The organism is Mangrovihabitans endophyticus (assembly GCF_014646155.1).
GTDB classification, from domain to species: domain Bacteria; phylum Actinomycetota; class Actinomycetes; order Mycobacteriales; family Micromonosporaceae; genus Actinoplanes; species Actinoplanes endophyticus.
The window spans coordinates 112,325-125,074 of the sequence record NZ_BMMX01000009.1 but is presented as its reverse complement, the minus strand read 5'-3'; the positions used below and the strand labels follow the sequence as shown (position 1 = coordinate 125,074).

General features: G+C 72.2%; 12 protein-coding genes. 3 read left to right on the top strand and 9 right to left on the bottom strand.

Annotated features, from left to right (window positions below):
• Positions 1-65: 65 nt before the first annotated feature.
• Positions 66-599 carry an aromatic-ring hydroxylase C-terminal domain-containing protein gene (locus IEY73_RS13325; protein ID WP_229715803.1) on the top strand — a complete coding sequence of 178 codons (534 nt, stop codon included), beginning with the start codon at positions 66-68 and terminating at the stop codon, positions 597-599.
• Here IEY73_RS13325 and IEY73_RS13320 read toward each other — a convergent pair.
• Positions 571-1,548 carry a S1C family serine protease gene (locus IEY73_RS13320; protein ID WP_189079496.1) on the bottom strand — a complete coding sequence of 326 codons (978 nt, stop codon included), beginning with the start codon at positions 1,546-1,548 and terminating at the stop codon, positions 571-573. The genes IEY73_RS13325 and IEY73_RS13320 overlap by 29 nt on opposite strands.
• Before the next feature lie 109 nt (positions 1,549-1,657).
• Here IEY73_RS13320 and IEY73_RS13315 point away from each other — a divergent pair, with 109 nt between their 5' ends.
• The gene (locus tag IEY73_RS13315; protein ID WP_189079495.1) at positions 1,658-2,182 is read left to right on the top strand and encodes an NUDIX domain-containing protein; all 525 of its coding nucleotides are present in this window, start codon (positions 1,658-1,660) and stop codon (positions 2,180-2,182) included.
• Between the two features lie 37 nt (positions 2,183-2,219).
• On the top strand, positions 2,220-3,728 hold the full coding sequence (locus tag IEY73_RS13310; RefSeq protein WP_189079494.1) for an FGGY-family carbohydrate kinase: 1,509 nt from the start codon (positions 2,220-2,222) through the stop codon (positions 3,726-3,728).
• Here IEY73_RS13310 and IEY73_RS13305 read toward each other — a convergent pair.
• The 8 genes from IEY73_RS13305 to IEY73_RS13270 all read right to left on the bottom strand — a co-directional run bounded on the left by IEY73_RS13305 (position 3,711) and on the right by IEY73_RS13270 (position 12,649).
• Positions 3,711-4,199, bottom strand: coding sequence for a ribose-5-phosphate isomerase (locus IEY73_RS13305; RefSeq protein WP_306661483.1), 489 nt, complete (start codon positions 4,197-4,199; stop codon positions 3,711-3,713). The two genes, IEY73_RS13310 and IEY73_RS13305, sit on opposite strands and share 18 nt — an antisense overlap.
• On the bottom strand, positions 4,196-6,019 hold the full coding sequence (locus IEY73_RS13300; protein ID WP_189079493.1) for a dihydroxyacetone kinase family protein: 1,824 nt from the start codon (positions 6,017-6,019) through the stop codon (positions 4,196-4,198). The genes IEY73_RS13305 and IEY73_RS13300 overlap by 4 nt, the downstream gene beginning before the upstream one ends.
• A 10-nt stretch (positions 6,020-6,029) precedes the next feature.
• Positions 6,030-7,145 carry an ABC transporter ATP-binding protein gene (locus tag IEY73_RS13295; RefSeq protein WP_189079492.1) on the bottom strand — a complete coding sequence of 372 codons (1,116 nt, stop codon included), beginning with the start codon at positions 7,143-7,145 and terminating at the stop codon, positions 6,030-6,032.
• Positions 7,142-8,272 carry an ABC transporter ATP-binding protein gene (locus tag IEY73_RS13290; RefSeq protein ID WP_189079491.1) on the bottom strand — a complete coding sequence of 377 codons (1,131 nt, stop codon included), beginning with the start codon at positions 8,270-8,272 and terminating at the stop codon, positions 7,142-7,144. Before IEY73_RS13290 ends, IEY73_RS13295 begins: the two co-directional genes overlap by 4 nt.
• Positions 8,272-9,138 carry a carbohydrate ABC transporter permease gene (locus tag IEY73_RS13285; protein WP_189079490.1) on the bottom strand — a complete coding sequence of 289 codons (867 nt, stop codon included), beginning with the start codon at positions 9,136-9,138 and terminating at the stop codon, positions 8,272-8,274. Before IEY73_RS13285 ends, IEY73_RS13290 begins: the two co-directional genes overlap by 1 nt.
• Positions 9,139-9,231: 93 nt before the next feature.
• On the bottom strand, positions 9,232-10,185 hold the full coding sequence (locus IEY73_RS13280; protein WP_189079489.1) for a carbohydrate ABC transporter permease: 954 nt from the start codon (positions 10,183-10,185) through the stop codon (positions 9,232-9,234).
• A complete protein-coding gene (locus tag IEY73_RS13275; protein ID WP_189079488.1) occupies positions 10,182-11,579 on the bottom strand; it encodes an ABC transporter substrate-binding protein in 1,398 nt (465 codons plus the stop codon). The genes IEY73_RS13280 and IEY73_RS13275 overlap by 4 nt, the downstream gene beginning before the upstream one ends.
• A complete protein-coding gene (locus IEY73_RS13270; protein ID WP_189079544.1) occupies positions 11,576-12,649 on the bottom strand; it encodes an alcohol dehydrogenase catalytic domain-containing protein in 1,074 nt (357 codons plus the stop codon). Before IEY73_RS13270 ends, IEY73_RS13275 begins: the two co-directional genes overlap by 4 nt.
• Positions 12,650-12,750: the final 101 nt, after the last annotated feature.

The window sequence follows — 12,750 nt, the reverse complement described above, 5'->3', positions numbered from 1 at the left end:
CACCCTGCTCAGCGTGCACTCGGCGATCGGCGGTCCGGGACTCAACCTCGGTCTGCAGGGACGCGGTGAACCTGGGCTGGAAGCTGGCCGCGCAGGTGCGCGGCCGCTCGCCCGCGGGCCTGCTGGACACCTATCAGAGCGAGCGCCGCCCGGTCGGCCTGCGGGTGATCATGCACACCCAGGCGCAGGGCATGCTGGTCGGCCCGGGACCGCGGGTCACGGCCCTGCGGACGCTGTTCGGCGAGATGCTGGAGGACACCAGCACGCTGCGGCGGATCGCCGGCCTGATCGCCGGCGCCGACCTCGCGTACGACGGTGTCGGCGGGTGGGCGCCGGACGTCACCCTGCACGACGGCACCCGGCTGGCCGAGCTGACCCGCACCGGCCGTCCGCTGCTGCTGCACCGTCCCGGCGACGGCCTGGACGAGGTGGCCGCCGGGTGGCGCGACCGGGTGGACGCGGTCGCCGCCCCGGGGGCCGGCCCGGCGATGCTGCTGCGGCCCGACTGTTACGTGGCGTGGCGCGAGGGCGAACCGGCCGCCGCCCTGCGCACCGCCCTCACCCGGTGGTTCAGCGCACCTGCGACTGCAACTGCTTGACCACCGCGGTGACCGTGTCCGCCGGGATGGCGAAGCCGACGCCGATGTTGCCGGTGCTGCCGCCGGCGGTGGCGATCGCCACGTTGATGCCGATCACGTGACCGGACAGGTCCACCAGGGCGCCGCCGGAGTTGCCCTCGTTGATCGCCGCGTCGGTCTGCAGCAGCCCGGTCAGCCGCTCACCCGAGCCGGACGATCCGTAGCCGCCGGACGATCCGTCACCGCCGGACGATCCGTCACCGCCGCCGTTCGCCGCGCCGGAGCCCGCATCGCCCGCGGACACCGTGCGGTCGGTGGCCGACACGATGCCCGACGTGACGGTTCCCTCCAGCCCCAGCGGCGCTCCGAAGGCCAGCACCGTGTCGCCGACCGCGACGCTGTCGCCGGTGCCGAACGTCGCGGGCGTCAGCCCGGACACCCCCTGCGCCTGCACCAGCGCCAGATCGTGGGTGGGGTCGGCGGCGACCACCGTGGCCGGCACGGTACGCCCGTCGGACAGCCGCACGCGCACCGTGCCGGTGGCGTCGATGACGTGGTTGTTCGTCACCACCAGCCCGGTCGAGGTGAGGATCACCCCGGAGCCGAGCACCGACGAGCGGGCGCCGTCCACGGTGACCGTCACGATGCTCGGTTCCACCGCGGCGGCCACCTTCGCCAGGTCCGCGTCCTCGGTGACCGCGGCGGTGGTCCCCACCGCCGCGGCGGACGGCGTGTCGCGGCCGCTCAGATAGTGGTCGGCGAGCACCCCGCCGGCCGTGCCGCCCCCGGCGATCAGGGCCAGCACCAGAGCCCCGCCGGCAACCCGCCGCGGCCAGCGCCGGTCGCCGCCGCCCGGCGCGGGCAGCCCGGACGGCGGCGGGGACGGCGGCACGTCCTCCGGCGGCGGGCTGCCAGGCGCCCCGGGCACGGCGGAGGAACAGGCGCGGGGCCGGGTCATCGTGTCGGTCATGTCGACACCTCGATTCGCTGCGCGGTTGTCTCGACGATGACCCGGCAGCTTGTCCGGCGGCGGTGTGCCCGCTGTGTGATGCCTGTACGTGCCGCCTACATTGGCGGGCATGGCCTGGATCGAACCGGAGCAGTACTGGCAGCAGGTGGCCGTCCATCACGGCGCCGCGGGCGGTTTCATCACCGACCACGCCGGCCGGGTGCTGCTGGTCAAGCCCGGCTATGCGCCGCACTGGACGTTCCCCGGCGGCGCGATGGACGCCGGGGAGAACCCGGAGCAGGCCGCCCGGCGGGAGATCTGCGAGGAGGTCGGCCTGGATCTGGATCTGGGTGCCCTGCTGGTGGTCGACTGGCTGCCGGCGGCCGGCCCGCGCACCCGGCCGATCATGCATTTCCTGTTCGACGGCGGCACCCTCGGCCCGGGCGTGCCGCTGCGCCGCCAGGAGGACGAACTGGAGGACGCCCGGTTCCTGGAGCCCGGCGAGGCGGCGGCCCGGCTGTTCCGCGACGGCGGCCGGCGGATGTACGCGGCGCTGCGTGCCCGCCGCACCGGGACCACCCTGCTCGGATGGCGGCCGGACGCGCCACGCAGCGGTGGCGGGGATGTGATCGCGGGAGGGCCCGGCGCCGGTTAGGGTGAGAATTCCGTTTCCCTCGCGAGGTGGCCCGACCATGAGCGATCTGTTCCTCGGCATCGACGTCGGGACGAGCAGCAGCAAGGCGGTGGTGGCCGGCGCCGACGGCGCGGTGATCGCCACCGCGGCCCGGCGGCACGGCATGGATCTGCCCCGGCCGGGCTGGGCCGAGGTGGACGCCGAGCGGGTGTGGTGGGCCGACGTGGTGGCGCTGGCCCGCGAGCTGTCCGAGCGGACCGCCGGCGCCGGACGGATCGCCGGGGTGTGCGTCAGCGGCGTCGGGCCGTGCCTGCTGCCCTGCGACGCCGGCCTGCGCCCGCTGCGTCCCGCCATCCTGTACGGCATCGACAGCCGGGCCCACGCCGAGATCGACGAACTGACCACCCTGTTCGGCGCCGAGGAGATCTTCGCGCACGGCGGCAAGGCGCTGTCGTCGCAGGCGGTCGGCCCGAAGCTGCGGTGGCTGCGGCGCACCGAGCCGCAGGTGTGGGAACGCACCGCCGGGTGGTACAACTCCCATTCCTTCGCGGTGGCCCGGCTGACCGGCGAGTACGTGCTGGATCACCACACCGCCAGCCAGTGCGACCCGCTGTACGACATCCGCCGGGGCGCCTGGAACACCGACTGGGCGGAGCAGGTCGCCCCGGGGGTGCCGCTGCCCCGCCTGGCCTGGTCCTCTGAGATCGTCGGCACGGTCACCGCGGAGGCGGCCGGGCAGACCGGCATCCCGGCCGGCACACCGGTGGCCGCCGGCACGGTGGACGCCTGGGCCGAGGCGTTCAGCGCCGGGGTGCGCCAGCCCGGCGACCTGATGCTCATGTACGGCTCGACCATGTTCTTCGTCCAGGCGCTGGAGGGCTTCCGCTCGCATCCGATGCTGTGGACCACGGCGGGCGTGGAACCCGGCACGTTCACGCTGGCCGCCGGCATGGCCACCTCCGGCAGCCTGACCGGGTGGATCCAGGAGCTGACCGGCGGCGCCGACTTCGCCGACCTGGTCACCGAGGCGGCCGCGGTGCCGCCCGGCTCGGACGGCCTGGTGGTGCTCCCCTACTTCGCCGGCGAGCGCACCCCGCATTTCGACCCGCGGGCCCGCGGCGTGATCGCCGGCCTGTCCCTGCGGCACCGGCGCGGGCACCTGTTCCGCGGCGCGTACGAGGGCATCGCGTACGGCATCCGGCAGATCATGGAGTTCATCGACAACAGCGGCGGCGGGCCGGCCAAGCGGCTGGTCGCGGTCGGCGGCGGCACTCAGGGCGGGCTGTGGACCCAGATCGTCACCGACGTGACCGGCCGCGAGCAGCTCTTGCCGGAGCAGACCATCGGGGCCAGCTACGGCGACGCGCTGCTCGCGGCGATCGGCACCGGCGCGGTGCCCGCGGACACCGACTGGACGCGCATCGCCGAGGTGGTCACCCCGCACGCCGGCAACTCGCGCGTCTACGACGAGCTGTACCGGACGTTCACCGAGCTGTACCCGGCCACGCTCACCCAGGTGCACCGGCTGGCCGACCTGCAGGAGACCGGCTCAGGCGCGCCGTCCTGACTCGTACCGGCTGATCACCTCCACCTTGCGCGCCGACGCGGAGCTGTCGTCGAACTCCAGGTCCAGCCATTCGCGGACGAGCCGCTTGGCCAGTTCCGTACCGACCACGCGGGCGCCCAGGGCGAGCACCTGGCAGTTGTTGGACAGCACCGACCGTTCCACCGAGTACGCGTCGTGCGCCACCGTGGCGCGCACCCCGGCCACCTTGTTGGCGGTGATCGCCATGCCGATGCCGGTGCCGCACACCAGCAGCGCGCGGTCCGCCTGCCCGTCGGCCACCGCCTGCGCCGCGAGCAGGCCGATGTTCGGGTACGCCGTACGGTCGTCCGGCTCGTGCACACCGAAGTCCCGCACCGCGGCCACCCGCGCGTCGCCGCGCAGCAGGTCGGCCAGGGCGTCCTTGAGCGCCAGCCCGGCCTCGTCGGCGCCCACCGCGACGCGCAGCGGCCGGCGCTGCGGCTGCCCGCTCACGCGGAACCCTCCGATCCGGCCGCGCCGGCCGAGCTAGCCGAGCCGGCCGAGCTAGCCGAGCCGGCGGAACCGGCCGAGCCGGCCGAGCCGGTTTGTTCGGCGCGCAGCGCCTGCGCGGCCGCCTCCATCGACGCGGCCAGCGACACCGCGCCCGGATCGCGGGTGCCGACGCTGCGGTCGGCCAGCCGCGCCGCCAGCTCGCGCCGGGCGCGCAGGTGCGCGGTCTCCTGGGCGGCCCGGGTGGCCGCCGTGGCCGCCTCGGTCCACGCCGCGGCGGTGCGGTTCCCGGCGGTCGCCGCGGCGGCGAACCGGGTCACGAACGGATCCAGCGCGTCCACCAGCGTCTTGTCACCCGGCACGCTGCCGCCCAGCCGGATCACCGAGTCGCGGGCCCGTTCCAGGCCCCGGGCCAGGGTGACCGCCCGCGGCTCACCGCCGGGCGCCTCGCGCAGCGCGTCCGCCACCTCGGTCAGGCCGCTGCCCCACAGGGCGCCGGAGGCGCCGCCCGCCGCGTCGGCGAAGGCCATCCCGGCCGCGGTCAGCACCGCCGCCGCGTCGGGGCCGGCGCGGCCGGCGGCGACCAGCGCGGCGTCCATGCCGCGGGTCATGGTGGTGCCGTGGTCGCCGTCGGCGGCCACCGCGTCCAGGTCGCCGAGTTCGCCCTCCAGCTCCTGCAGGCGCTCGGCCACCGCGGCCAGCACCCGCCGCGCGGTGCGCCCGTCCGGGGTCAGCCGCGCCTCGTCGACCGGCGGCGGCGCCTGCGTCACCGCGGCGGCGGTGGCGCCCAGCGGGCGGGGCTCCCCGTCGAGGTCCGGCACCGGACCGGGACGCACATATCCCGGGGTGGCCGCCGGGGCGGACAGCAGCGACTCCAGCTCGTCGTCGGTCCACACCAGGGTGATCGAGCAGCCGCCCATGTCCAGCGAGGTGACGAACTCGCCGATCTCCGGCTCGGTCAGTTCCACTCCGGCGTCGTGCAGCAGCGCCGCCGCGCTCAGATAGAGGATGAACAGTTCCTCGTACTTCACCCGGCCCAGGCCGTTGACCAGGATCCGGGCCCGCGAGGCGCCGGCCGGCCGTTCCGCGAGCAGCCGCTCCACCAGCACCCCGGCCAGCGACCTCGCGTCCGCGCGGGGCATCGTCTTGATCCCCGGTTCGCCGTGGATGCCCAGGCCCAGCACCATGGTCGCGGGGTCCACGGTGAACAGCGGCTCGTCGCGGCCCGGCACGGTGAGCCCGTCGAACGCCACCCCGATGGAGAAGGTGCGGTCGTTGCAGTGCCGGGCGATCCGCTCCACGTCGTCGAGCTTGTCGCCGCGGTGTGCGGCCGAGGCGGCGGCCCGGAACACGAAGAAGTCCCCGGCGATGCCGCGCCGGTCCGCGGCCCGCTCCGGCGGCGCGGAGGCCACGTCGTCGGTGACCAGCACGATGCGGGCGTCGATGCCCTGCTGAGCGCGGGCCTGGTCGGCGGCGAGCCCGAAGTGCATCACGTCGCCGGCGTAGTTGCCGAAGAGCATCACCACGCCGGCGCCGCCGTCCACCGCGCGGATGGTGCGGTGCACCTGCTCGGCCGACGGGCTGGTGAACACGTCGCCGCACACCGCGGCGTCGGCGAAGCCGGGCCCGACCAGGCCGGCGAACGACGGGTAGTGGCCCGACCCGCCGCCGACGATGGTGGACACCCGGCCCGGCGCCGGCGCCGCGTTGGAGATCACCGCCGCGGTGCCCGGCACCCGCCGCTGGTACCGGCGGTACGCCGCGACCAGCCCGTCGATCGTCTCGTCTTTGAAGGTGCGTTCGCTGTTGTAGACGTACGTCATCCGGTGCTCCTCAGCGGATCCGCGTGCCGGTCTCGGTGTCGAACAGGTAGACCCGGTCGGGCCGGGCGGCGATGCGGCGGGTCTCGCCGCGCCGCCAGCGCACGCCGTGCGGAAGCTGCGCGACGATCCGCCCGTCCACCCCCGGAACCTCCAGGGTGGCCAGGCCGAACTCCATGAAGTCCTCGTAGACCACCACCCGCGCGGCCAGCGCCGGCTCGTCGTCGTGGGCCGGCCGGGCGTCCTGCGGGCGCAGCCCGACGGTCACCGCCTGGCCGTCGGTGGCCGCGGGCGCGTACGCCGCGAGCCGCCCGTCGCGGCCGGCGCGCACCACTGTGCCGCCGGACCGCCGGACCGCCGTGCCCTCGAACAGGTTGATCTTCGGCTCGCCGACGAAGTCGGCCACGAACATGTTGGCCGGGTCGTCGTAGATCTCGTCCGGGGTGCCGAACTGTTCGATCACGCCGGCGTTCATCACCGCCATCCGGTCGGCCAGGCTGAGCGCCTCCAACTGGTCGTGGGTGACCACGATGGTGGTGTAGCCGAATTCGCGCTGCAGCACCTTGAGCTCGCGGCGCACCCGCTGCCGCTGTGCGGCGTCCAGATGCGACAACGGCTCGTCGAGCAGCAGCACGCGCGGGTTGCGGATCAGCGCACGGGCCAGCGCGACCCGCTGCTTCTGCCCGCTGGACAGGCTGGCCGGGCGCTGGTCGAGCAGGTCGGACATCTCCAGCCGGGCGGCGAGCTGGTCCACCTGGCGGGCGGCGCCGCGGACACGGCGCGCCTTCAGCCCGTACGCGAGATTCTCCCGCACGTTGAGCGGCGGATAGAGCGCGTAGCTCTCGAAGCCCACGCCGATGTCCCGTTTGCCCGGCGGCAGGTCCTGCACCTGGCGGTCGCCGATGGCGATAGCGCCCGAGGTGACCGTCTCCAGTCCGGCGATCATGCGCAGGGTGGTGGTCTTGCCGCATCCGGACGGCCCGAGCAGGGCGATCAGCTCGCCCGGCCGGATGTCCATGGACATGCCCTTGACCGCTTCGAACGGTTCCCGGCCGCGGGCCAGGTACGTCTTGCGGACGTCGGTGAGGGTGAGCGGCGCCGCGTCGGTGGCGGTGACGGCGGTGGTCATCGTGGCCTCCCGGATCCCAGGCGTGCGGTCTCCTCGCCCGGCGCCCCGGGTGCGAAGAGGTGGACGTCGGCCAGGTCGATCGCCATGTCGATGACGTCGCCCTCGCCGGGGGCGTGATCACTGCCGGCGACCATGATGATCTCGGTGTCGCCGACCTCGATGCTCAGCTCCACCAGCCGGCCCAGCCGCTCGGCCAGGTGCACCCGGCCGCGCAGGTGCAGCCGTTCGGCGCCGGCCCGGTGGGCGCCGCCGTCCGGATCGGCGTCGGCCCGGTCCAGGTCGCGGGGCCGCAGCCCGACCCGCACCCGGTCGCCGACGTCCACCCCGGAGGGCACCGGCAGGCTCACCGCGCCGCCCGCGGCGACGATCCGCCCGCCGGTCACCTCGCCGTCCAGCAGGTTGATCTCCGGCTGGCCCAGCGCCTTGGCGACGAAGGTGTCGGCCGGCTCCCGCCAGATCTGCTCCGGGGTGCCGACCTGGACCAGCCTGCCGTGCCGCAGCACCGCGATGCGCTCGCCCAGGTCCAGCGCTTCCTGATAGTCGTGCGTCACGTACAGGCTGGTGGTGCTGCTGTCCTCACCGAGCTGCTTGAGCTCGGCGCGCATCGCCGCGCGCAGCTTGGCGTCCAGGTGCGACAGTGGCTCGTCCAGCAGGTAGACGTCGGCCGGGCGGACCAGCACCCGGCCCAGCGCGACCCGTTGCCGCTGCCCGTTGGACAGCTCCCGCGGGAAGCGCTTGAGCAGGTGGTTGATGCCCAGGGTGGTGGTCACCAGCTCGATCCGCTTGCTCTGCTCCGCCTTGTCGTAGGTGCCGGTGCGCCCGGAGCGCAGCGGCGACGCCAGGTTCTCGAAGACGGTCTTCTGCGGGTACAGCGCGTAGCTCTCGAATGCCATCGCGACGTTGCGGTGGTACGGCTCCACGCCGCCCATGTCGCGCCCGCCGATGGACACCCGGCCGGCGTCCATGTCCACCAGCCCGGCCACGCTCTTGAGCGTGGTGGTCTTGCCGGCGCCGGACGGACCGAGGACGACGAAGAACTCGCCGTCGCCCACGGTCAGCTCCAGGTCCTCGACGCCGACCACTTTGCCGTAGCGCGTGGTCACGCCCTCCAACTCCAAGGTGGCCATCAGGCCTTCACCGCCCCGAACGACAGGCCCCGCACCAGATAGCGCTGGATGGTCAGGGCGAGGACCAGCGGGGGCAGCGCGCCGATCAGCGCCGCCGCCGCGGTGAGGTTGTAGTACGCCTGGCCGCCGCCGCCGAGGAACTTGGTGACCGCGACGGTGACCGTGGTCGCCTCGCTGTCGGTGAGGATCAGCGGGAAGACGTAGTTGTTCCAGGCGAAGATGAACGCCAGCAGCGCCGCGGCGGCGATGCCGGGCCGCACCAGCGGAAGCGCCACCATCACGAACGCGCGCCGCCGGGTGTAGCCGTCCAGCAGCGCCGCCTGCTCCAGTTCCGGCGACAGGTCCTGGAAGTAGGATCGCAGGATCCACACCACCAGCGGCATGGTGACCAGTTGCAGCACCCAGATCATGCCGTACGTGGTGTCGAACAGGCCGGTCTGGTTGTAGATCACGAACAGCGGCACGACCACCATCAGCTCCGGCGCGAACCGGAACGACAGCATCTGGAACATCAGATCCTCGGAGCCGCGGTACTTCCAGCGTCCCGCCGCGTACGCGGCCGGAATGCCGATCAGCAGCGACACCAGCACCGCGCCACCGCAGTTCAGCACGCTGGACAGCAGCGCGCCGGAGAAGTTGACGCTGGTCAGGTCCTCCCCGCGTCGGCTCATCACGGTGCCGAAGTTCTCCAGCGTGGGGCTGAACGCGAAGTAGGTGCTGGTCTGCTGGGACCGGGTCTTCAGCGCCAGCAGCACCATCCACACGATCGGGAACAGCGAGAACACGAACCAGAGCAGGATCAGCAGGTCCGCGCCCACGCTGCCGGCGGTGAACCGCCGCCGGCCGGGCATCATCTCTCTAGCCATGGGTGCTGAGCCTCCTTCGCCATGCCCTCCCGGCCCTCGCCTGCGAGGCCGTTGCCAGGTGCGGCCGGTGCCGCTCGGTGCAGTCGGTCATGGCTATCCCTCCGCCCCGGCGGCCCGCCGCTGCGCCCGGCCCAGCACGGAGACCAGGTAGCGGGCGACGGCGAACACGATGATCCAGAGCAGGAACATGTACGTGGAGCCGCGCGAGTAGTTCAGGTTGGTGATCGAGTCCTCGAAGGCGCCGACCTGCAGGGTGCGGGTCGCGTTGCCGGGCCCGCCGGCGGTCAGCACGTAGACGATGTCGAAGATCTTCAGACAGTCCATCAGCCGGAAGATGACCGCGACCAGGATGTACGGCCACATCATCGGCAGCATCAGGCGGCGGAACATGTAGAACCAGCCGGCGCCGTCCACGTCGGAGGCTTCGAACGGCTCCTTGGGCAGCGAGCGCACGCCCGCCAGCACCAGGATCGCCACGAACGGGGTGTAGATCCACACGTCCACCAGGACGGTGGACCACAGCGCCCGGTCCCGGCTCAGCCAGTCGAACGTCGAGCCGAGCCCGAGCACGTGGTTCAGCACGCCGAACTGCGGGTTGAACATCAGCTTCCAGATCACCGCGGCGATGACCGGGGCGATCATCAGCGGCAGGATCAGCACCTTCTCGAAGATCTTGCCGATGATGCTGCTGCGGTTGAGCAGCAGCGCGATGCCGATGCCGAGCACCGTCTCGATCGCGGTGGCGCTCACCGCGTACACGAGGGTGACCTGCACGCTGTGCCAGAACTCCGGGGCGGTGAGCACCGCCTTGAAGTTGCGCAGGCCCACCCACACCGGGTTCGGGTTCACCGCGGCGTAGTTGAGGAAGGAGTAGTACACGCCCAGCACGAACGGGTACAGGATGCCGATGATGATGGCCACCGCGGGCACCGACAGCAGGTACGGCCGCAGGCGGCGCCGCCACGCCGGGACGGTGGGCAGCGGCGGCGGGGCCTCCCGTTCCTGCCGCGGGCCCTCGCGGTGCGGGCCGGTGACGGTGGTGGTCACGACGCGAGCTTCCGGGTGTTCGAATCGGCCAGCGCGTCCAGCCGCGACTTGGCGTTCTGCCCGGCGTAGATGTCCTGCAACGCGACCGCCCAGTCCTCGGTGGTCTCGAAGAACTTGGTCTGCGGGCTGAACTGGATCTTCGTGGAGTCGATGACCTTCTCGAAGGTCTCCAGGTAGCCGGGGAACGCGCCCAGGGTCTGCTTGAAGGCGCCGTCGAACACCGACTTGCGGGTCGGGTCGGCGAACGCGGCCTTGGTGGCCTTGCTCATCGCGTCCTTGCCGGTGGCCCACTGGATGAACAGCCAGGCGGCCAGCTTCTGCTTGGAGGCGGCGTTCATCGCCAGCGACCACGTCCACAGGTTGGTGGCGTAGCTGCCGTCCGGGCCTGCCGGGCCCGGGTGCCAGGCCAGGTTGCCGGCTTCCTTGCTGGCGCCCGGCTTGTTCTTCGGGTACGTGGCGCTGTCCGCGTCGTACACCATCGCCGCGTTGCCGTTGCCCAGGTCGCGGGTGCAGTCCGGGTATTCGTACGTGGTCCAGCTCGTCGGGCCGGCCGCCTTGGCGAGCTGCACCCATTTGGCGGTGAAGTCGACCGCCTCCGGCGAGTTCATCGCGGCGACCAGCTTGCCGCCCTCGGAGGTGTAGTCCTTGCAGCCCATCCGGCTGTACTGGGTCATGAACCCGGGGTGGATGGTGGCCCAGCTCTTGGAGCCGCGGAAGGCGATGCCGTACTGGTTCTTGGACCGGTCGGTGAGGTCGGTGGCGAGCTGGATCAGGTCGTCGAAGGTTTCCGCCGGCTTCACCCCGCGGGAGGCGAACAACCGCTTGTTGTACGCGATGACGTTGGTCTCGAAGCCCCACGGGATGGCCCACTGGCCGCCGGTGCCCAGTGGGCTGCCCGGCTTGAAGTCCCACCGGGTGGAGGTGCGCAGACCCTCGTAGATGTCCTCGAAGTCGTAGTCCGGGCTGGTGGCCGAGGTGTTCTTGAGCCACGGGTCCAGGTCTTCCATCCACCCGGGCGGGCCGTACTGCCAGATGAAGTAGGCCCCGGTCATGAACACGTCGTGCGCCCCGGTGCCGCCGGCCAGCTCGGTGTTCAGCTTGGTGAAGTAGTCCGCCTCGGCCACCAGGTCGGCCTGCACCTCGATGCCGGTGAGCTCGGTGAACTCGGAGAGCAGCGGCTGGAAGCTCTGCTGGTACGGGTGCGGCGTCTGAAGAATTTTGATCTTCGTACCGCTGGCCTTCTTCCAGTCGAAGCCGCCGGTCACGTCGTTGGCGGCGGCGCCGCTGTTGTCGGCCGTGCTGCCGCCCACCCCGCAGGCGTTCAGCAGGGGGACGCTCGCGGCCGCGGCGCCGCCGAGCAGGAAGTTGCGCCGGCTGGTGTTCCTCGTGGTCACTTGGTGCCTCCCGGGATGAGCGAAACCTTGATCGACTTGCTGCCCTCGGCCACCAGGTCGAGGCCGTGCTGGAAATCCGCGAGGGGCAGTTGGTGGGTGCAGATGCGGTCCATCGGGAGCCGGCCGGACTCGATCATGCGGATGGCCGCCGGCCAGCAGTGCGGGCCCAGATGCGCGCCGCGCACGTCGAGTTCCTTGTCGTCGCTGATGATCGACCAGTCGACGGTGACGTTGTCCTTGAAGACGCTGTACTCGACGAACCGGCCCAGCTTGCGCAGCAGGTTCAGGCCCTGCGGCACGGCCGACGGGTGGCCGGTGCCCTCCAGGTAGACGTCGGCGCCGTACCCGCCGGTGAGGTCCTTGATCGCGGCCACCACATCGGTGTCCGCGATGTTCAGGGTCAGGTCGGCGCCGCACAGCTTCGCCAGTTCGAGCTTGTTCTGCGCCACGTCCAGGGCGATCACCCTGGCCGGCGACTTGGCCGCCGCCCCGGCCACCATGCCCAGGCCGATCGGGCCGCACCCGGCCACCACGACCACGTCGTCGAAGGTGATCTGGGCGCGTTCCACCGCGTGCAGCGCGCAGGACAGCGGCTCGGTGAACGCCGCGTGGGCCGCCGGGATGTCCTTGGACACCCGGTAGACCAGCGCCTCGACCGGGAACACCATGTACTCCGCCATGGCGCCCGGCGTGCGGCGCTTGAAGCCGTACAGCTCGTGCACCTGGCACATGTGGTAGTCGCCGTCCAGGCAGTAACGGCACTTCCAGCACGGCACGATCTGCTCGGACACGACCCGGTCACCGACCGCGACGCCCCAGCGGGCGGCCGCCTCCTCGTCGAGCTGGACCACCTCGCCGGTGAACTCGTGTCCGGGCACCACCTGGGTCTGCGCCCAGGCCGGGCGGTTCTCGTCGCCCCAGAACTTGGCGGCGCCGTGGTAGCACTTCAGATCGCTGGCGCAGATGCCCACGGCTTCCACACGAACCAGCGCTTCGCCCCGGCCGGGGACGGGACGGGGAATCTCTTCGAGTCGGTAGTCGCGCGGCCCATGGCACACAACTGCCTGCATGGTTTCAGACACGGTGAGTCCTTCAGGGGAAGGCGGTGTGACCCGCGTCGGCTCAGGGGGTGTAACTCAGGTCACTGTATGAAGCCGCGTGAACATATGTC